Origin of the sequence: Ignatzschineria rhizosphaerae, assembly GCF_022655595.1 — a bacterium.
Classification (GTDB): Bacteria; Pseudomonadota; Gammaproteobacteria; order Cardiobacteriales; family Wohlfahrtiimonadaceae; genus Ignatzschineria; species Ignatzschineria rhizosphaerae.
Window position 1 is genome coordinate 2,188,145 of the sequence record NZ_CP093379.1, and the last position, 19,343, is coordinate 2,207,487.

Here is a 19,343-nt window from a genome sequence, read left to right on the forward strand (position 1 = left end):
ATGACTTTCTTCACAACCATGGATCCGATGATGGCTTGGCTCATCATCGGGGCTATCTTGATGTTATTAGAACTCATTATTCCTGGGGTTTATCTCTTTTGGCTTGGGGCTGCGGCTTTAGCCGTTGGGGGATTACTGAGTATCTTTTCATTAGCCTTTACAGTGCAGATGATCCTCTTTGCAATATTTGCCGTAATTGCGCTTGTGATCGGCGTTAAAGTTTATAAAGGGAAAGATCGAGATATTGAAAGCCATCACCTCAATCAAATTCGAGGAGCTGAATATATTGGTAAAACCTATACTTTAACAATGGATATCACCAATAATAATGGTCGCTTACCACTTGGAGACTCTGTTTGGAATATTCAGGGAGAAAACCTCCCCATGGGCACGCAAATTAGAATCACAAAAGTTGTTGGAAATACCCTTCACTATGACAAGGCTGAATAATCCTTCACAAAATAATGCTATCGCTTTAGGGAGCGGAAAGGCACTGCCCTTTCAACTCTCTAAAGGTTTAATTAGCCTCTTTTCTTTGATACTTTTTTTAATAACGGTTAGTGGTAGTGGTGCTCTACTCTCTACACCGACTCACCCTATTGGGCTTGTCTTTGGAATTCTTCTCCCTGCTTATCTTTTTCTGCTATTTGCACTCATTCGCCAGCACTCACTCTTTTCAACGCTCTTAATTTTTCTCCAAAAGCAGCTTAGTAAACTGCAAAAACAGACAGAAAAAAATCACATCTCATATAGTAGCTTTGAAGCCGATCCAAAAGCATTAGGGCTTTTGGCAAAAGTTATTATGCACGGTGCTTGGAGTATTATCTTCATCGGATTAATTGCTGGATTATTTATACAATTTACGCTCAAGCAATATCACTTTAATCTCTATAGTACGCTTTTCCCCTATAGCAGTAGTCTCTACTTGACGATTATTAACCTCTTTAACTTTCTCCCGAACCTACTATTTGGCGAGCTTATAAGTGCTAATTTAATCCAATCAACCCTCAAAGGAGCACCTTCAGTAAGTGATAATGCTATTTGGGCAAGATGGATTCTCCTGATGATCACTATTTATGGATTGTTACCTAGACTCTGCTTTCTAACTTTTTCCTATCTAAAGTATCATCGTTATCAAAAGCGCTGCCAACACAATCATCATCCTCAAAATAATACGAATATCATTGATCCAGCAAAAACACGCCCCATCAGCGAAAGAGCTCCTAAAACGATTCAACAAGGTGATGAGGAGTTAGCTATTGCGCTCGATTTCTCATTAGCATTACCAAAGAACATTGAAGTAATTAACGATCGCACATCCTTTAATACTCTACAAAAACAACTTAAAAATTCACCGCTGGAAAAACTCACTCTCTATATTGATGCAAGCCTTACTCCTGATCGCGGCCTACTTCGCCGAATCTATACACTCTTAAATTGCGCCATGAACAATGTAATTATTCTTGTAGAGACAGATCAGCATCAGCGCATACAAGAATGGGAACGAAAATTAACCCCCAATCTCTTTGAAAATGAAATAATCATGATTAAACCATTATCCTCGCTCAAAGTGCGTTAATATAAATAGATAGCAAGACCGCTTAAAACACAATGTTAGAGAGTATTCATGGATGTTAAAACATTAAAAATTGCGATCGTAGGGCATACAAATACCGGGAAAACCTCCCTTATCAGAACAATTACCCGCGAAAGAAATTTTGGAGAAGTTAAGGATGAAGCGTCCACAACCATTGATGTCGCAGAGATCAAGCGTTCTTCCAATCAATTAACATTTACCTACATCGATACCCCCGGCATTGAAGATGCAATGGGGATTCTTGATACGCTTGAAACACACTATCCATCCCATTCACGCCTTGATGAAGCAGAAAACCTAAGACGCTTTAGCCAAGATCCGATCGCTGAAAAAGACTTTGAACAGGAAGTAAAAGTCATTAAACAGCTCTTTTCAGCAGATCTTACCTGTTATGTCATCGATTGCCGGCTCCCTTTTTTACCTAAGTTTGATGATGAACTAACACTTATTGAGAAAACGCATAAACCAATTCTACCTATCCTCAATTTTATTCAAGGTGAACACTTAGAGACTTGGAAAAAACATCTTAAAGCGCACGGCATTCATCATTATCTAGAGTTTGATACGGTAATACCGCCACAAAAAAGACGTTTTTATGAACAGATTGCCATTATGTTTCCTGAATATTATGCAGAAATTATGGCCTATATTCAGCTTGAAGAGTTAGCTGATCAATCTCGCTTATCTGAAGCGATGAAAGTTGCGGCTAATTTTTATCTCAACTTAATCACGCTTCAAATTAAAGAAAAACGAGTAACGCCGCCTGAAAAAATTGTTCAAGCATTGCATCCCTTTATTGAAAAATTTGAGAAAAAGAGTATTCAATCGCTGCTTCATATTTATCAATTTAATGAAGAAGATATCGCTTACTTTGCGCTTATGGTTCAAGGCTCACATTACGAACAAGACCTCTTCACAAATGAGGGACTGATAGATCTAACGTTGCAATTTAGTAAAGGTGCTAGCGTTGGCGCTGGAGTCATGGTCGGCGTAGATGCGCTAGCCGGATTTACAACACTTGGCATCGCAACAGCAACAGGTGCTGTTATTGGCGGCTTAGCGGCATCTTTAAAGCATTTTAGTCACAATATGCTCGACAAATGGCAGGATCTAGAGATATTTTGTGTCAATGATGAGGCGATTATTCATCTAACCTCTCGCATGCTCTATATCATTGGCGCATTAAATGGTAGAAGCCATGCAGAGCTTACGCCTATTTATCTTCAAGACTCACAATCTAATGCCGGTAATCTCTCTGAGCTTATAAAAGAGAGTAAAGCATTACGAGCCCATCCTGAATTTTGCGAAAAAGAGGGGCTTATTCTCAATCCTAAGCGGGAAAAAAAGCTAAAAGAACTAACCACCATTTTTACCACCCAATATCGTGATTCACTCATACAACACAAGACTCACGCAATAGGTCGCAAACAATAAAACAATACCGCGTGTAAACCAAACCAGCTTGCACAATGCCGGATAGAACTACTCTTGAGCTTCTCATATCCGATGCGCCGGCATTCTAGTTCAGTGACTTTTAAACCGATTTCACTATAAAAGCGTTGCGTTTACATCAATCTCATACAGTGCAAATTTCTCAGCATCTTGCCCTATATAATGCATCATATAACGGCTATCTCTTGCAATAATCGCTTTTGCTGTCGGTGTATTTGCTGTTTCAATAATTAAACGAGTATCTTGTAAACTCGATAGATCTAATCCCCAATTATTATCTGGAGTAATCTCTAAGATGCCTTCTTCTGATTTCGCCATAATATAGGCTAAAATCACCTCTGGAATCTCTTTTCGTGTCGCACAAACAACATTCCCACTACCCGCACCTGGAAAACGATCCACTAATGCGCGATAACTATTGGTCGCTAAATAAAAACGATCGGTTGCGGCTACTTTTTTTCCCTTAAAGCGTAAATTCATAATGCGCTCATTTCTAGCATCAAAGAGCTCTAAATCTGGGCTATAACGAGGTCTTACTGCTGGGTTAATTTCATACTCAATTCCCTTAATAATATCAAAATTATAAGGACGATATTTTGCCCAATTAATCAGATGCTGAGGGGCATTATCTTCTGGATCAATCGTATGATAAATACTTGCGCAGCATTCGAGCCACTCCTTAAGATTCTCCCCATTAATCTCTAATACCACTAAGTAATTAGGATAAACATAAAGATCAGCTACATCTTTAAAAAAGAGTTCTCCCGGCGCGATTTCTGTAAAATAGGTAGGATCATCTTTACGGCTTCCCACTTTAAAAAGTGGCACAGCTGATAAGATCGGCAGCTCATCTAATAAGCCCCGCTCCTTTAAAAGTTTCTTCGCATAGTGCGTCTGCGCATCTGCGACAATTTGAATACAGTTATCATCTTGAATTAATGAGAGATAGCTATAAAATCCCGCATCACTTACTCCTACCGGAACGCTCATCGTCTCTCGCACGGCTTCGTGGGCAGATTCCATCACTTCAAGATACTCAGGATTCACGCCTCGATTTTCTGTCAGGAAATCTTCAATATAACGCAACGCTGAACTCCCCGAGGAGACTTGCCATTTCAGCGCCTCATCTTGTGTGAGCTCTAAATCAATTACCCCTAACCATCTTGCCCAGGAACCCGCCATAACGGTTGGCGTTCCACAAATTGTTCCCTGATCAACATCAATACCTAATGCACTCATATCTCGAAAGTTATCAGAAGGGAAACGGCGATGTTGGTGCCCTGTAATTAACGCATCTACATCTTTAATTTGGGCAATATAGTAACCACTATTTTCCATCTCTAACTCAAAAGGACGGCGAGAAATGCCTGTATGCGCTAAAACCACCACTATATCAGCGCCTTGTGACTTTAAGAGCTCAACTTGTGTTTGCGTAGCATTAACCGCATCATGTGTTACTAACTGTTCATTAGTCACGGCATATTCATCAAGATGATTCTTATCCCATGTCATAATTTGTGGCGGTAAAATACCAGTCACCCCAATTTTTAAAGCCACCTTTTCACCAAGATCTGTCACAAATTCACGCTCAAGCATTACAGAAGGTGGTAAGAGATAATCTCCCTCACTATTTGTAATATTAGCATTCACATAAGGGAAATTGGCTTGATTAAGAACATCTAATAGATAAGGCACGCCAAAGTTAAATTCATGATTACCAAGAGTTGCCGCATCATAATTCATCTCATTCATTAATGAATAAGCAGGATGCTCATTAGCTATTGCATAATCTCGAAGATAATCAGACATTGGGGAGCCTTGAAGCAGGTCCCCATTGTCAAAAAGGAGTGTATTAGGATTTTCAGATCTTGCATCTTCAATCACATTAGCAAGACTAATTAACCCTAGGCGATCAATTTGTTGATCCTTATAGTAATCAAAATTCATGTAAAAACCATGAATATCGGTTGTCGCTAATAATCTTACCTGTAGCTTATCGCTCATCTCCCTCATAATGCCGTTTATTCATCTCCAATAGCCGCTAATAGATCAGCTTGGTTCTCTTGAATTAACGGTTCAATAACTTGGTCTAAATCCCCGTTAACGATCTCATCTAGCTTATAGAGTGTTAAGTTAATACGGTGATCTGTAATACGACCTTGCGGATAGTTATAGGTACGAATTCTCTCTGAGCGGTCACCTGAACCTACTAAGTTACGGCGAGTTTCGCTCATCTCTTTCTGCTCACGTTCCCGCTCAGCTTCTAGTAATCTTGAGCCCAGTAAACTCATCGCTTTCGCTTTGTTTTTATGCTGTGAACGCTCATCTTGACACTCAACAACAACACCTGTTGGTAAATGCGTAATACGAATTGCTGAATCCGTTACGTTAACGTGCTGACCACCCGCTCCTGATGAACGGAATGTATCAATTTTAAGATCTGCCGGATTAATCTCGATCATCTCTGTTTCCGGAATTTCCGGTAATACCGCAACTGTCGCCGCTGAGGTATGAACACGGCCTTGTGATTCCGTCTCAGGAACACGTTGAACACGATGCGCCCCTGATTCAAATTTAAGGCGAGAATATGCTCCTTGACCTTTAATCAAGATAACAGCTTCCTTATAACCACCATGTTCACCATGATGCTCACTAATAACCTCAATGCCCCAGCGACGCTCTTCAGCATAACGCATATACATACGAAGTAAGTCTCCGGCAAAAATTGCTGCTTCATCACCACCGGTTCCGGCACGAACCTCAAGGAAGATATTACTATTATCAAAAGGATCTGTTGGAAGAAGTAAAATACTGAGCGATTTTTCTAATCGCTCCTTCTCTTCTTCTAAAATAGGGAGCTCTTCTTTCGCAAGCTCTTTAAGCTCACTGTCTGAACCATTAAAGATCTCTTTAATTTCAGCAAGCCCTTCTTCATTCGATTTCCACGTATTAAACTCTGCAACTACAGGGTCTAAATGAGCATATTCCTGTGATAGCTCTCTAAATTTGTCATTATTATTAATAACATCAGGATCAGATAGAAGGTGAGACACTTCTTCTAAGCGCTCTTTCAGCTCTTCTAACTTTGCGATTATACTGTCTTTCATTGGTAACTTTGCGCTATAATAGATTATTAAAACTTTCGTAGCTCATTATCTCAAATCTAAAGGCTTTCGTACATTGCGAAATGATCAAATATGAAGTTAATGCATCTTTTACTCCTCATTCTCCTATTAGTCTTAGGACTGCTCATCAAACAAACATGGTTTGATGAAGAGACTGGTCGTAAAAAATTAGATGATCTTCAACTCTCTTTAGAGGAATTAAAACTCCAAAACCAAGAGCTTATCGAGCAAAATAATCATATTCGTCAGATTATTAATGGCATCAAACATAACTATAGTGCTCGTGAAGAGCTCGCTAGAAAGCATTTAGGACTCATCAAGGAAGATGAAACATTCTTTCATGTAATTCCTTCTGAAAATAATAGCAACTATCAAGAATCAGAAGATTAGTTTCCATCAAAGCTGAAAGCACACAACCATTAATGGCTTCAACAAGCGTTCTTCTATATCCATTTTTATCTAAATCGATCTAAAATCATTTGCCATCCTTCAAGTTTAGGCGCATCGTAAGCCCAAATCGCTTCCGATAGATCATCTAAAATAGGTAAAATGCGCTGATATGATATTGAAAGTCTTCTCCTCTCCTCACGATCAATCACCTGCAAACGAGGGTCTTGCACTTTAAAGCGAGGGCTAATTAAAAAATTATGATGATCAAAAAATACTTTTAATACAGAATCATCATAGGGATCAACCGGAAATAACAACATAAGTTCTTGGTGATACTGTGCGGTCTCTTCTAATTCAAATACCTTTAAAGCAGATTCAACATAGGGCAGAAGCGACTCATTTTCAAGAATTCCTCCCCAACCATCTCCTTTCCAGATACCCATTATATTCATCATCACAAAGGTGTAGAAAGCATCATCTTCTAACTGATCATGAATGATATTAATATCTCCTAACTCCCAGATTCTATCCGAGAGTTCAACTAAATCCATTTCAGTTTCTGGATTTTTATCCCCTAAAAAAGAAGCCAATGTTCGCTTTTCCATCTTATCCCTTCATAGATCAGATCTATAATCTGCCAACTCTTCCTGAAAAATTATTCCTTCTTATAATGATACCTAATACGAATTAAAGATACTTCTAATCTCTTGCCACATACAATAGAAAACGCTAGTTACTCCAATTGCTATGGCTCAGCTAACAAAGAAGCCAAGCATTCCATCGGCAACTGTATAGACTTTCTACTAACTTCACATCTCTATCAGATTAAATGAGCTGTGCTTATCAAGGCTCAACCATCGCCGGAGTCAATATCCCGTCTCTTTCTAGCTTGCATGCCGGCAGATTATTAACTTCTATTTCTTCTTATTTTTTCTAAATCACTCTGAGTAAGAACAGGTTCATCTCAATACCAAAATAATTACTTATTAAGATTAAGAGTATCCTTGGCTTTGCGTAACCTATTTTATAGCATCTGAAAACTATGTTCTCCAAGTTGCCGCGGCTCAGCTAACAAAGAAGTTCGAACATTACACCGGCAACTTTATAGACTTTCTAACTCCTCATCTCTTCTGATTTAATAAATCGTTCTTATTAAAGCTCAACCAGCGCCGGAATCAATATCCCGTCTCTTTCTGGCTTGCATGCCGGCAAGTAGATCAGCCTCTATTTCTACTCTTTGTTCTAAATTATCTTAAGAAAGAGATGCTTCTTCTAAACTAAAAAACTGCGACCTATTAGATGTTAACAATCTCATTTAGTTTCTAAAACTCTAAAAACTAAGTTCCCCAAGTTGCCGTGGCTCAGCTAACAAAGAAGTTTGCACGTTACACCGGTAACCATGAGATCCCTCTAACTTCACAGCGCTTTCGCAGGAGATTAATGGTACTTATTAAGGCTCAGCCATCGCCAGAGTCAATATCTCGTCTCTTTCTGATCTACATGCCGGCAGGAGAAGCATCTTCCATGTCTTAGGGGTAAAGAACCTTCTCCTCTTCACCCTCACTTTTCTAGCTTCCACGTCTCTTTTACTTTTCTTTGGGCAAAAGAAAAACCTCTAGCTCATCTGAACTAGAGGTTTCCTATATTAAGCCCTGGGGGTGACCTACTCTCACATGGGATCTCCCACACTACCATCGGCGCTACTACGTTTCACTTCTGAGTTCGGGATGGGATCAGGTGGTACCATAGTGCTATTCTCCCCAGGAAAACTGGTTCGCGCTTGAAGTCTTTTTTATTGTGACTCCACTCACTGAATAAATTTGATTAGTTGGTATTATAACAGCAAACTTTCGTTTTATTTAAGTTATTTTGTATTCATTTTGAACTTTAGTGAAACAGTCTTTTATCATGTTTCGTATCAAAATTGTCTAAGACCTATTATATGGTCAAGCCTCACGGTCAATTAGTATTGGTAAGCTCAATGCATTACTGCACTTACACACCCAACCTATCAACGTCGTAGTCTTCGACGGACCTTTAGAGGGGTTAAACCCCTAGGGAAATCTAATCTTGAGGAAGGCTTCCCGCTTAGATGCTTTCAGCGGTTATCCCGTCCATATGTAGCTACTGGGCAATGCCATTGGTATGACAACCCAAACACCAGAGATATGTCCACTTCGGTCCTCTCGTACTAGAAGCAGCTCCTCTCAAATTTCCAACGCCCACGGCAGATAGGGACCGAACTGTCTCACGACGTTCTGAACCCAACTCGCGTACCACTTTAAATGGCGAACAGCCATACCCTTGGGACCGACTACAGCCCCAGGATGTGATGAGTCGACATCGAGGTGCCAAACTCCGCCGTCGATATGAACTCTTGGGCGGAATCAGCCTGTTATCCCCGGAGTACCTTTTATCCGTTGAGCGATGGCCTTTCCATACAGAACCACCGGATCACTAAAACCTACTTTCGTACCTGCTCGACGTGTCTGTCTCGCAGTCAAGCACCCTTTTGCTTTTGCACTCAATAGCCCGATTTCCGACCGGGCTGAGGGTACCTTCGTACTCCTCCGTTACTCTTTCGGAGGAGACCGCCCCAGTCAAACTACCTACCATACAATGTCCTTAACCCGGATAACGGGTCTAAGTTAGAATTCCAAAACTTTCAGGGTGGTATTTCAAGGATGGCTCCACTAAAACTAGCGTCTTAGCTTCAAAGCCTCCCACCTATCCTGCACAAAAAGATTCAAAATCCACTGTAAAGCTATAGTAAAGGTTCACGGGGTCTTTCCGTCTTGCCGCGGGTACACCGCATCTTCACGGCGATTTCAATTTCACTGAGTCTCGGGTGGAGACAGCCTGGCCGTCATTGCGCCATTCGTGCAGGTCGGAACTTACCCGACAAGGAATTTCGCTACCTTAGGACCGTTATAGTTACGGCCGCCGTTTACTGGGGCTTCGATCAAGAGCTTCGCTTACGCTAACCCCATCAATTAACCTTCCAGCACCGGGCAGGCGTCAGACCCTATACGTCCACTTTCGTGTTTGCAGAGTCCTGTGTTTTTGATAAACAGTTGCAGCCAGCTTTTCACTGCGACCTTCCTTAGCTTACCGCGTAAAGCGTTCACCATGGAAGGTGTACCTTCTCCCGAAGTTACGGTACGATTTTGCCGAGTTCCTTCACCCGAGTTCTCTCAAGCGCCTTAGAATTCTCATCCCAACCACCAGTGTCGGTTTGGGGTACGGTTCTCATATCACTATAGCTTAGAAGCTTTTCTTGGAAGCATAGCATCAACCACTCCGGAGGTCGTAACCTCCTCGCATTCACATCTCAGCATTAAGATCCCGGATTTGCCTAAGATCTCTGCCTACCTGCTTACACTGGTATACCAATAACCAGCTGGTCTAGCTTTCTCCGTCCCTCCATCGCATGATACGAGAGTTCAGGAATATTAACCTGATTCCCATCGACTACGCATCTCTGCCTCGTCTTAGGGGCCGACTCACCCTGCTCCGATTAACGTTGAACAGGAAACCTTGGTCTTTCGGCGTGCGTGTCTTTCACACGCATTAACGTTACTTATGTCAGCATTCGCACTTCTGATACCTCCAGCAGCTCTTACGAGTCCACCTTCACAGGCTTACAGAACGCTCCCCTACCACATATATTTTAAAATATACATCCGCAGCTTCGGTATATCGCTTTAGCCCCGCTAAATCTTCCGCGCAGGCCGACTCGACTAGTGAGCTATTACGCTTTCTTTAAATGATGGCTGCTTCTAAGCCAACATCCTAGCTGTCTATGCCTTCCCACATCGTTTACCACTGAGCGATAATTTAGGGACCTTAGCTGGCGGTCTGGGTTGTTTCCCTCTCCACAATGGATGTTAGCACCCACTGTGTGTCTCCCATGATAATACTTTCCGGTATTCGGAGTTTGCATCGGGTTGGTAAGTCGGGATGACCCCCTAGCCGAAACAGTGCTCTACCCCCGGAAGTAAATTACATGAGGCGCTACCTAAATAGCTTTCGGGGAGAACCAGCTATCTCCAAGCTTGATTAGCCTTTCACTCCGACCCACAGCTCATCCCCATCTATTGCAACAGATGTGGGTTCGGCCCTCCAGTCAGTGTTACCTAACTTTCAGCCTGGCCATGGGTAGATCGCCTGGTTTCGGGTCTATACCCTGCGACTTGACGCCCTATTAAGACTCGGTTTCCCTACGCCTCCCCTATTCGGTTAAGCTTGCCACAGAATATAAGTCGCTGACCCATTATGCAAAAGGTACGCAGTCACCCTAAAAAGGGCTCCCACTGCTTGTACGTACACGGTTTCAGATTCTATTTCACTCCCCTCACAGGGGTTCTTTTCACCTTTCCCTCACGGTACTTGTTCACTATCGGTCGATTACGAGTATTTAGCCTTGGAGGATGGTCCCCCCATGTTCAGACAGGATTTCACGTGTCCCGCCCTACTTGTTGATACGCTTAGTACCACTATCGATATTTAAAATACGGGGCTATCACCCTCTTCGGCCCACCTTTCCATGTGGTTCTTATATATTGATAGTTATTACGTATCGGCTCTTCCCGGGTCGCTCGCCACTACTGCGGGAATCTCAATTGATTTCTTTTCCTCTGGTTACTTAGATGTTTCAGTTCACCAGGTTCGCTTCCTTAAACCTATATATTCAGTTAAAGGATGACAGGGTTTTAAGCCTGTGCGGGTTTCCCCATTCGGACATTTCCGGATCAAAGCTTGATTGCCAGCTCCCCGAAACTTTTCGCAGACTTCCACGTCCTTCATCGCCTGTAATCGCCAAGGCATCCGCCATGTACGCTTATTCACTTGACCATATAATAGGGATTAGACTTATTTCACCACTATTAACTTGCGTTAATAACAGGAAGATAAATCACAATCGTCAGTTATATGACAAATAGCTCTTCAATTCTCCTACGAATGTAACATGATAACGTTTCACTTTAAGTTAACTCATTTTATCAAATTGTCATGATCTCTAGATAAACTAGACATCTGACTTTTCAATGAAATTGAATACATCGTTACTTAAGTGATGCACTTCTCTCCCGACTCTCTCATTTCGTTCATTCCATCTAATCACTAGATTAAAAGAACTAGAAATAGTCTCGACAACAGTTACTTGATATCACATCAATCAACTGTTATTGAATGCATCGCTATTACGTTGCACCAACTAATCCAAATTTTTAAAGAACACTCTAACTAGATTAGAGTATAAATAAGCTGACTTCCTCACTCTCTACTTCTAGAGAAAACCAATCAGGTTATTTATCTTCTATTCTACCCGATACTTATCTAAATCTGTTCTCACCGAAACATCCATCATTACTACATTTACTAACAGCAAAAGTAATTGGTGGAGGATAACGGAGTCGAACCGATGGCCTCCTGCGTGCAAGGCAGGCGCTCTACCAACTGAGCTAATCCCCCATATATGGGTTGTTTGGTGGGCCTAGGTAGACTCGAACTACCGACCCCACGCTTATCAAGCGTGTGCTCTAACCAACTGAGCTATAGGCCCAGATTTAGGTATCGATCTTAAATAAGTTTCTATGGAGACTCGTATGCTTTGCGAATGCTCTTTAAAGGAGGTGATCCAGCCGCAGGTTCCCCTACGGCTACCTTGTTACGACTTCACCCCAGTCATCGACCACTCCGTGGTAAGCGCCCATTTTTAAGCTACCTACTTCTGGAGCAATCAACTTCCATGGTGTGACGGGCGGTGTGTACAAGACCCGGGAACGTATTCACCGTGGCATTCTGATCCACGATTACTAGCGATTCCGACTTCACGTAGTCGAGTTGCAGACTACGATCCGGACTGGGATCGGTTTTATGAGATTAGCTCCACCTCGCGGCTTGGCAACCCATTGTACCGACCATTGTAGCACGTGTGTAGCCCTGGTCATAAGGGCCATGATGACTTGACGTCGTCCCTACCTTCCTCCGGTTTATCACCGGCAGTCTCCTTAGAGTTCCCACCATTACGTGCTGGCAAATAAGGACAAGGGTTGCGCTCGTTGCCGGACTTAACCGAACATCTCACGACACGAGCTGACGACAGCCATGCAGCACCTGTCTTGCAGTTCCCGAAGGCACCAATCCATCTCTGGAAAGTTCTGCAGATGTCAAGACCAGGTAAGGTTCTTCGCGTTGCATCGAATTAAACCACATGCTCCACCGCTTGTGCGGGTCCCCGTCAATTCCTTTGAGTTTCAGCCTTGCGACCGTACTCCCCAGGCGGACAACTTAACGCGTTAGCTCCGTCAACGAAGGCCAGTGCCCCCATCAACAAGTTGTCATCGTTTATAGCATGGACTACCAGGGTATCTAATCCTGTTTGCTCCCCATGCTTTCGCGCCTCAGCGTCAGTATTGGCCCAGGTAGCTGCCTTCGCCATTGATGTTCCTTCTGATATCTACGCATTTCACCGCTACACCAGAAATTCCGCTACCCTCTACCATACTCTAGCAACCCAGTTTTGGATGCAATTCCCAGGTTGAGCCCGGGGATTTCACACCCAACTTAAGTTACCACCTACGCGCCCTTTACGCCCAGTAATTCCGATTAACGCTTGCACCCTCCGTATTACCGCGGCTGCTGGCACGGAGTTAGCCGGTGCTTATTCTTTAGGTAACATCAAATCCTACTAGTATTAATAGTAAGACCCGTTCTCCCTAACAAAAGTGCTTTACAACCCTAGGGCCTTCTTCACACACGCGGTATTGCTGGATCAGGGTTTCCCCCATTGTCCAATATTCCCCACTGCTGCCTCCCGTAGGAGTCTGGGCCGTGTCTCAGTCCCAGTGTGGCTGATCATCCTCTCAAACCAGCTAGAGATCGTCGCCTTGGTGAGCCATTACCTCACCAACTAGCTAATCCCACATAGGCTCATCTCTTAGCGCAAGGCCCGAAGGTCCCCTGCTTTAAACCGTAGTCCACATCCAGTATTAGCCACCCTTTCGGGTAGTTATCCTAGACTAAAAGGTAGATTCCTATGCATTACTCACCCGTCCGCCACTCGCCACCGAAGAAAGTAAACTTTCCTCGTGCTGCCGTTCGACTTGCATGTGTTAAGCATACCGCCAGCGTTCAATCTGAGCCAGGATCAAACTCTTCAGTTTAAATCCTTATAATGTTTAAATCTTTCGATCTAACCATTCATACTCAATTACTGCTACTATTCCCATTATAAAAAAATAGTTGCTGGAATTGTTCGTGGTTAGACTTATATTTTTTGCTATCGCAAAAACATACAAGCCCCCATACAAACTTACTTAAGATTAAATTGTTAAAGAACTTCAGGGAGTCAAACTACAGCGTTGTAATCGTCTCGATTACTGCCCGGTGAGATCGTCACCGCCCTGAGCAGACGAACTATATTACCAGAAGATTTATCCAAGTCAATTTTATTTTTGACCTCTTTTTAAGCACCGATTCAATTTTCAAAAACAAACCAAAAACTGAACTTAAACTTAAAAGAGAGAAGTTATTTAAGAGTTAAAAAGATTAACTAACAAACCACTTCTTCTGAATCATCTTCAACGTTGCCGTCTGAATGAGAGGTGTATCTTACGCTTTATTTTGATTTTGGCAAGTATATTTTTATAAAATTTCTTAAATAGACGATAACCCTCTATTTTCATAACTATTTTCTTACAATTTTTTTGATAAAGAGGCGCATTTATCCCTAGATGCCTCTTGCTTCTTAAATTTATTCTTCAAGAATTTTTACAAGTTACTTCCATATCTTGGCACGCTACCCTAAAATAGGATCCAATGCAGTACATTCTAAAAATATAAAGATAACGAGCGTAACAAAGACTTAGTTTGCACAGACACATTAATTTGAATAGGAATATAAGCCATGATTAAACGTGCCCTTATTTATACATCTTTCATCCTGATGTTAACAGGATGTCTCTCTTTCCCTACCAGCTCTAAAAAAAGCCAAGAACCACAACCTATCTCTCCACAGCATATTGAGATGGTTAAAACTCTAAATGCCGAAGAGCTTGCGAAGCTTGCTAATAAAGGCGATCAATATGCGCAATACTACCTTGGTAATAAATACGCTCAAGGCGCTGACGTACCGCAAGACATCTCTACCGCTAAACGCTTCTGGCAGCAATCAGCCGATCAAGGCAATGCTAACGCACTATATAATATTGGAATGATCTACTTTACAGGGCAAGGCGAACCTAAGAGTTTTGAAACAGCTTTAAATTACTTCCAACGTTCAGCACAAGCAGGCAATACCCGTGCCGCACTAAATGCAGCGTCCATGCTTGAAGCAGGACAAGGTACAATGGTCAATATTCCGGCAGCTGCACAAATGTATCAAATTGCAGCACCAACACAGCCGCACGCTGCATACCGCTTAGGGCTACTCTATACACAAGATACCCCAGACTTCCCAGCTGATTACCAACAAGCCTTCCAACTTTTCCAGCAAGCGGCAACTAGTGGCGATCGCTTTGCACCACGGGCATTAAGTATTATTCAAAACTATCCGCCGGAAGAAGCGAAAGATCTTTTAAGAAGATTAAATACTAGAATCTAAATTTAGATCCCAGCCTTTAGCGCTATTTAACTTCGGTGCTATATAAATAACACCTTACAAACAAAAAGCAGAGAGGATATTCCTACTCTGCTTTTTTCATCTTTAAATAACGACTACTTCACAAATTAACCTAATGTCGCAACCATTACTGCTTTGATTGTATGCATGCGGTTACCTGCTTGTTGGAATTGAACGCCTTGTGCACTTTCAAAAACCTCTTCTGTGACTTCCACGCCATCTAAACCAAAGGTTTGATAGATCCATTCACCGACTGTTGTTTCACGGTTATGAAATGCCGGCAAGCAGTGCATGAACTTCGTATTCTTATTACCTGTTGCACGCATTAATGCAGCATTGACTTGGAATGCTTTTAATTGTGCAATACGATCACGCCATGCATCTTCTGGCTCCCCCATTGAAACCCACACATCTGTATGGATAAAATCAACGCCTTTTACTGCTTCTTCAGCATTATCTGTAAAGGTTAATGTCGCGCCACTTACTTTTGCAAGTTCTTGACACTGCTTAATCAATGCTTCTTCCGGCCAGAGATGTTTTGGCGCTCCGACACGGAAATCTACTCCAAGCTTTGCCGCCATTACTAGATGAGAATTCCCCATATTATTACGAGCATCCCCAAGATAAGCGTAACTTAAGGCTGAGACAGGTTTATCACTATTCTCTTTCATCGTTAAAAGATCAGCGAGCATTTGTGTTGGGTGAAATTCATCGGTTAAACCATTATAGACAGGAACTCCGGCATAAGCTGCAAGCTCATTCTCAAGCACATCTTGACTAAAACCACGATAGAGAATCGCATCATACATATCACCTAGTACGCGCGCGGTATCTTTCATCGATTCTTTATGACCGATCTGTGTACCATCACTTCCTAAATAACTTGTAACAGCACCTTGATCTACTGCTGCAACTTCAGATGCGCAGCGAGTTCTTGTGGAAGATTTCTCAAAAATTAGCGCAATATTTTTGCCGGTTAATCGTCGCTCTTCAATTCCTGCTCGCTTTGCTCTTTTCAAGTCTTCAGCAAGTCCTACGAGATATAAAATTTCTTCTTTTGTAAAATCAAGTAGCTTCAGAAAATGTCTTTGACGTAAATTCGGTTGCATGCGCAGCTCCTCTTCGCAGTATAATGTCAGTATTCAAATAAATTCACTCACCTTTTGATGAGCGAGATTTCATCATATCAGGGATATAGAACCCTTCCTATATTTTTAGAGGTTTCCAATCATGATTCAACGCTTACTGCTTATTTCTACACTCACTTTTTTGACGCTATTCACGCAAGCAGAAACATTACCTCACAAAATTAAGCTTAATTTTACGGGCCCTTTTCAAGTGCCGGCATCTATGACATTTACTTATGATGATGCCACCTACAACTTAGATACTACGGTACATATCCCTTTTAAAAATATGCACTTTACCAGTAAAGGAGCGGTCAATAACAACCGTCTTATTACACAATCCTTTGAAGATGTGAGAAGCGGCAAACCTTATGCTTATGCCAATTTTGATACTGCTAAAAAAGAGATTATCTATGGCAGAAGTGGACAAGTGAACAATGCAAAAATGACAGCACTTGCCCAAGACTTCTTCACAACCGCATGGCAAGCAACGCTCAATAAAGCCCCCATTACAGAAAAAGTACAAACGACTAATGGCAAAAAAGTGTATGAGCGCCCACCTTTTATTAAAACTGGCACAGAAGAAGCCTACATTAATGGTAAGCAAACGCCAATTACCCTCTATGTTAGCGGTGAAGGTGATGATCGTGTGGAACTTGGGCTTTCACCACAGAACTACTACCTCCCGGCATTAATTGCCTATTACGAAAAAGGAAAACGGTATGAGCTGCGCCTTAAGAGCTATCAAGCGCAATAACGACTTTTCTTGATGCCCTTTCTCTACAATCAATAGAGAAAGCGATATACTAAATTTTAATTCGTTTTCTTTAATCCATTTTCATTGACGACAGGTTTCCATAAAAGGCCGAATGTATGTTTGAATATCTCCTCACTAGAATCTCAGCAGCTTTCAAAAATAAGGTCGATCTCTATCGTATGGGTACTTTCTATTATGAAGGGAAATATGTTCAGAAGGATTATCGTAAAGCAACGCAATATTTGCAAAAAGCGGTTAATAAAAAATACACTAAAGCACTCTATTATTTGGGCTTAATCGAATTAGAAAAAAGCGAATCAGCGATCGACTTAGCGCTTGCACTTCGCTACTTTCTTCTCTCTAAAAATGAAGAGCCTCGGGCCATTACGGAGATTAACAAGTTAGAAGAGAAAATCTCACAGTTACCTAATACACCTGACAATACCGCGCTTCTTTTTAAGATTGGCTACATGTATGCCAATGATGTCATCATCGGATTGAGCGTTCCTAAAGCAGTCTCTTTTTATGAGCTTGCCGCAAACCGAGATCATCATTATGCAAGAACCGAGCTTGCCAAACTCCTCACAAAATCACGCCCAGGCATCACCAAAGATCTCCCAAGGGCAAAGGCTTTATTAGAAATGCCGGCACAAGAAGGCTTCTCTCCAGCGATTATTGCCTTACAAGATCTTTTAACAGCGCATCCGGAACTTAAAAATAGCCCTGAACAATAGTCTGCGTAAAGATCGTTATTATCGGCATCTTGCACAATTTTCGTAAAAGACATATAATGTCCTATCAACTTAAACGGGGGCGTTCTTGGATTCGACGGGGATGTTGAAGTTTGAGGTGCATGTCGAGAAGGTCGAGAGTCTCGTAAAAACGCGGCAAACAGTTATAATTGCAAACGATAATAACTACGCTTTAGCAGCTTAGTCTGCTAACTGATCATAATATTGTGTTCGTTCGGTATTATCATCAGTCAACTTAAACGAAATAGTGGAATATCATTTCTAGGGGGTATTCTGCGAAACTTAACTTAGAACAGCTTTACATCTCCTGCCGGTCGGACGATGTGAAGTTAAATTAAAGATACGGCTAAACATGTAGTACCAAGAATGGATAGTTTTCGGACGCGGGTTCAAATCCCGCCGCCTCCACCAATCATGATTGAAGAAGCCCGCTATTTAGCGGGCTTTGTTGTATATGAGTATCTACTTGGCGGGATATTTGGCGGGAACAGATCCTTTTTTATTACCTTAATTCATCCCTATAAAGCTGCTTTAATAAATTCAAGAATTTTTTTAACATCTTCTTTTTTTATATTATCAACAAGGGAAATGCTGTTACCGATACCATTCAAAGAAGTTCCCATGATAATTCCGATTTTATTTTCAGGATCAATCCAAAACCGATCGTGAATAGTCGTACTTACTTTATCAACAATTGAAATAGAAGGTGATACCTTCTTTAAATAGGCATGATATTCCGCTTTTTTATCTTCAATCTTTCCGTTTGTCAGAATTGTAATCTGTGTTAGTTCAGATGCAACCTCATCAATCAATTGCTCAAATATCTTTTTATCTTCTCGAGCATAAAAATATGGATCTATAATGATCAACTTTTTAGATATCTTAAATCTATTAATATATTTTTTTATAATCTCTATCGTATTATCAATAGGAATATCTGGAGAAAAAACATCTTCACATGTAAGCGTAGCTTTAAGGAGCAATGCATTAGAACCCACACCTCTTTCAATTAATAACTCCTGAATTCTTGGATCCAAAAGAATTGCCTCATCTATTGGTAAAGAGATATCGAAATATTCTGTTAATCCTATCTCCCTAAATTTCTCCAAAAAGAAATAGTCTTTAGGTAACTCCTTTTTTCGTCTTAAACACACATATGTATTCGTCATAAAAAAAACCTATTTTTATTAAATGGATACATATAATACCTTATTATAATTTGCGCCGTCACCTCGCCGCCCCGGCGGGCAATGTGTACCCTGTTTTTCCAAGCTCCAATCATATCGTTAGAAGCGCCGATACTGGCTGTTCCTTGCTTTTATTCCTTACGAGCTATTACAAGTATTACATTCTGCTTTTTTAGTTCTTTTTAGGCACTTTTAGAAGTTGGTTCATTTTATTAAAAGTAAGATTAATTGATAAATTAATGAACAGATATAGGTATATATCTCTATATTTTAAAAGTGGTGGGGTAGTGTCGGAAAGGCGTGATTTCTGTTACCTAAAAAATAAACCAT

12 protein-coding genes, 2 tRNA genes, 3 rRNA genes and 1 other RNA gene are annotated in these 19,343 nt (G+C 41.4%); 8 read left to right on the forward strand and 10 right to left on the reverse strand.

All coding sequences use genetic code 11. The features are described from left to right. Genes MMG00_RS09625 through MMG00_RS09635 form a run of 3 tightly spaced genes read left to right on the forward strand, consistent with a single transcriptional unit; the run spans nt 1 to nt 3,031 of the window. Entirely contained in the window at nt 1–450 is a 450-nt protein-coding gene (locus tag MMG00_RS09625) for an NfeD family protein (RefSeq protein WP_242147771.1), read from the forward strand. Continuing rightward, entirely contained in the window at nt 434–1,579 is a 1,146-nt protein-coding gene (locus MMG00_RS09630; protein WP_242147772.1) for a DUF2868 domain-containing protein, read from the forward strand. Before MMG00_RS09625 ends, MMG00_RS09630 begins: the two co-directional genes overlap by 17 nt. Before the next feature lie 48 nt (nt 1,580–1,627). Next, nucleotides 1,628–3,031: a GTPase/DUF3482 domain-containing protein gene (locus MMG00_RS09635; protein ID WP_242147774.1), complete on the forward strand. Its 1,404-nt coding sequence runs from the start codon at nt 1,628–1,630 to the stop codon at nt 3,029–3,031. 114 nt (nt 3,032–3,145) lie between these two features. Here MMG00_RS09635 and MMG00_RS09640 read toward each other — a convergent pair whose 3' ends face one another. Both MMG00_RS09640 and prfA read right to left on the reverse strand, forming a co-directional pair. Next, nucleotides 3,146–5,053 (reverse strand): bifunctional 2',3'-cyclic-nucleotide 2'-phosphodiesterase/3'-nucleotidase, encoded by a 1,908-nt coding sequence (locus MMG00_RS09640; protein WP_242147776.1) that lies wholly within the window; start codon nt 5,051–5,053, stop codon nt 3,146–3,148. Between the two features lie 17 nt (nt 5,054–5,070). Continuing rightward, nucleotides 5,071–6,156: a peptide chain release factor 1 gene (prfA, locus tag MMG00_RS09645; protein ID WP_242147778.1), complete on the reverse strand. Its 1,086-nt coding sequence runs from the start codon at nt 6,154–6,156 to the stop codon at nt 5,071–5,073. A 90-nt stretch (nt 6,157–6,246) separates the two neighbouring features. Between prfA and MMG00_RS09650 the strand changes: the two genes are divergently transcribed. Next, nucleotides 6,247–6,564, forward strand: coding sequence for an FtsB family cell division protein (locus MMG00_RS09650; protein ID WP_242147780.1), 318 nt, complete (start codon nt 6,247–6,249; stop codon nt 6,562–6,564). Between the two features lie 65 nt (nt 6,565–6,629). Here MMG00_RS09650 and MMG00_RS09655 read toward each other — a convergent pair whose 3' ends face one another. The 6 genes from MMG00_RS09655 to MMG00_RS09680 form a co-directional block, all read right to left on the reverse strand. Then, a complete protein-coding gene (locus MMG00_RS09655) occupies nt 6,630–7,169 on the reverse strand; it encodes a hypothetical protein (RefSeq protein WP_242147782.1) in 540 nt (179 codons plus the stop codon). A gap of 1,045 nt (nt 7,170–8,214) precedes the next feature. Continuing rightward, nucleotides 8,215–8,329, reverse strand: a 5S ribosomal RNA gene (gene rrf, locus MMG00_RS09660). 177 nt (nt 8,330–8,506) lie between these two features. Then, a 23S ribosomal RNA gene (locus MMG00_RS09665) occupies nt 8,507–11,418 on the reverse strand. 545 nt (nt 11,419–11,963) lie between these two features. Continuing rightward, nucleotides 11,964–12,039: transfer RNA gene (locus tag MMG00_RS09670), tRNA-Ala, on the reverse strand. A gap of 14 nt (nt 12,040–12,053) precedes the next feature. Continuing rightward, nucleotides 12,054–12,130 (reverse strand) — tRNA-Ile (locus MMG00_RS09675). 63 nt (nt 12,131–12,193) lie between these two features. After that, nucleotides 12,194–13,733, reverse strand: a 16S ribosomal RNA gene (locus MMG00_RS09680). Together the 16S, 23S and 5S rRNA genes with 2 tRNA genes alongside form the textbook arrangement of a ribosomal RNA operon. A gap of 743 nt (nt 13,734–14,476) precedes the next feature. On the opposite strand from MMG00_RS09680, the gene MMG00_RS09685 reads away from it, so the two are divergent. Next, entirely contained in the window at nt 14,477–15,172 is a 696-nt protein-coding gene (locus MMG00_RS09685) for a tetratricopeptide repeat protein (protein ID WP_242147784.1), read from the forward strand. A 125-nt stretch (nt 15,173–15,297) separates the two neighbouring features. Here MMG00_RS09685 and argF read toward each other — a convergent pair whose 3' ends face one another. Further along, entirely contained in the window at nt 15,298–16,299 is a 1,002-nt protein-coding gene (gene argF, locus MMG00_RS09690) for an ornithine carbamoyltransferase (RefSeq protein WP_242147788.1), read from the reverse strand. A gap of 121 nt (nt 16,300–16,420) precedes the next feature. Between argF and MMG00_RS09695 the strand changes: the two genes are divergently transcribed. From MMG00_RS09695 to ssrA, 3 genes are all read left to right on the forward strand, one after another. Next, on the forward strand, nt 16,421–17,074 hold the full coding sequence (locus MMG00_RS09695) for a hypothetical protein (RefSeq protein ID WP_242147790.1): 654 nt from the start codon (nt 16,421–16,423) through the stop codon (nt 17,072–17,074). A gap of 116 nt (nt 17,075–17,190) precedes the next feature. Continuing rightward, complete coding sequence (locus MMG00_RS09700) at nt 17,191–17,808, forward strand: tetratricopeptide repeat protein (protein WP_242147792.1); 618 nt, start codon at nt 17,191–17,193, stop codon at nt 17,806–17,808. 75 nt (nt 17,809–17,883) lie between these two features. Beyond that, nucleotides 17,884–18,237, forward strand: a transfer-messenger RNA (tmRNA) gene (ssrA, locus tag MMG00_RS09705). Nucleotides 18,238–18,344: 107 nt separating this feature from the next. On the opposite strand, the gene MMG00_RS09710 is transcribed toward ssrA, so the two are convergent. After that, the gene (locus MMG00_RS09710; protein WP_242147794.1) at nt 18,345–18,995 is read right to left on the reverse strand and encodes a hypothetical protein; all 651 of its coding nucleotides are present in this window, start codon (nt 18,993–18,995) and stop codon (nt 18,345–18,347) included. Nucleotides 18,996–19,343: the final 348 nt, after the last annotated feature.

What these genes read in the sequence shown, in the direction of transcription:
- MMG00_RS09640 (WP_242147776.1), bottom strand. Translation starts at nt 5,053, where the DNA reads ATGAGCGATAAGCTACAGGTAAGATTATTAGCGACAACCGATATTCAT.
- MMG00_RS09700 (WP_242147792.1), top strand. Translation starts at nt 17,191, where the DNA reads ATGTTTGAATATCTCCTCACTAGAATCTCAGCAGCTTTCAAAAATAAG.
- MMG00_RS09710 (WP_242147794.1), bottom strand. Translation starts at nt 18,995, where the DNA reads ATGACGAATACATATGTGTGTTTAAGACGAAAAAAGGAGTTACCTAAA.
- prfA (WP_242147778.1), bottom strand. Translation starts at nt 6,156, where the DNA reads ATGAAAGACAGTATAATCGCAAAGTTAGAAGAGCTGAAAGAGCGCTTA.
- MMG00_RS09650 (WP_242147780.1), top strand. Translation starts at nt 6,247, where the DNA reads ATGAAGTTAATGCATCTTTTACTCCTCATTCTCCTATTAGTCTTAGGA.
- argF (WP_242147788.1), bottom strand. Translation starts at nt 16,299, where the DNA reads ATGCAACCGAATTTACGTCAAAGACATTTTCTGAAGCTACTTGATTTT.
- MMG00_RS09630 (WP_242147772.1), top strand. Translation starts at nt 434, where the DNA reads ATGACAAGGCTGAATAATCCTTCACAAAATAATGCTATCGCTTTAGGG.
- MMG00_RS09685 (WP_242147784.1), top strand. Translation starts at nt 14,477, where the DNA reads ATGATTAAACGTGCCCTTATTTATACATCTTTCATCCTGATGTTAACA.
- MMG00_RS09635 (WP_242147774.1), top strand. Translation starts at nt 1,628, where the DNA reads ATGGATGTTAAAACATTAAAAATTGCGATCGTAGGGCATACAAATACC.
- MMG00_RS09695 (WP_242147790.1), top strand. Translation starts at nt 16,421, where the DNA reads ATGATTCAACGCTTACTGCTTATTTCTACACTCACTTTTTTGACGCTA.
- MMG00_RS09655 (WP_242147782.1), bottom strand. Translation starts at nt 7,169, where the DNA reads ATGGAAAAGCGAACATTGGCTTCTTTTTTAGGGGATAAAAATCCAGAA.
- MMG00_RS09625 (WP_242147771.1), top strand. Translation starts at nt 1, where the DNA reads ATGACTTTCTTCACAACCATGGATCCGATGATGGCTTGGCTCATCATC.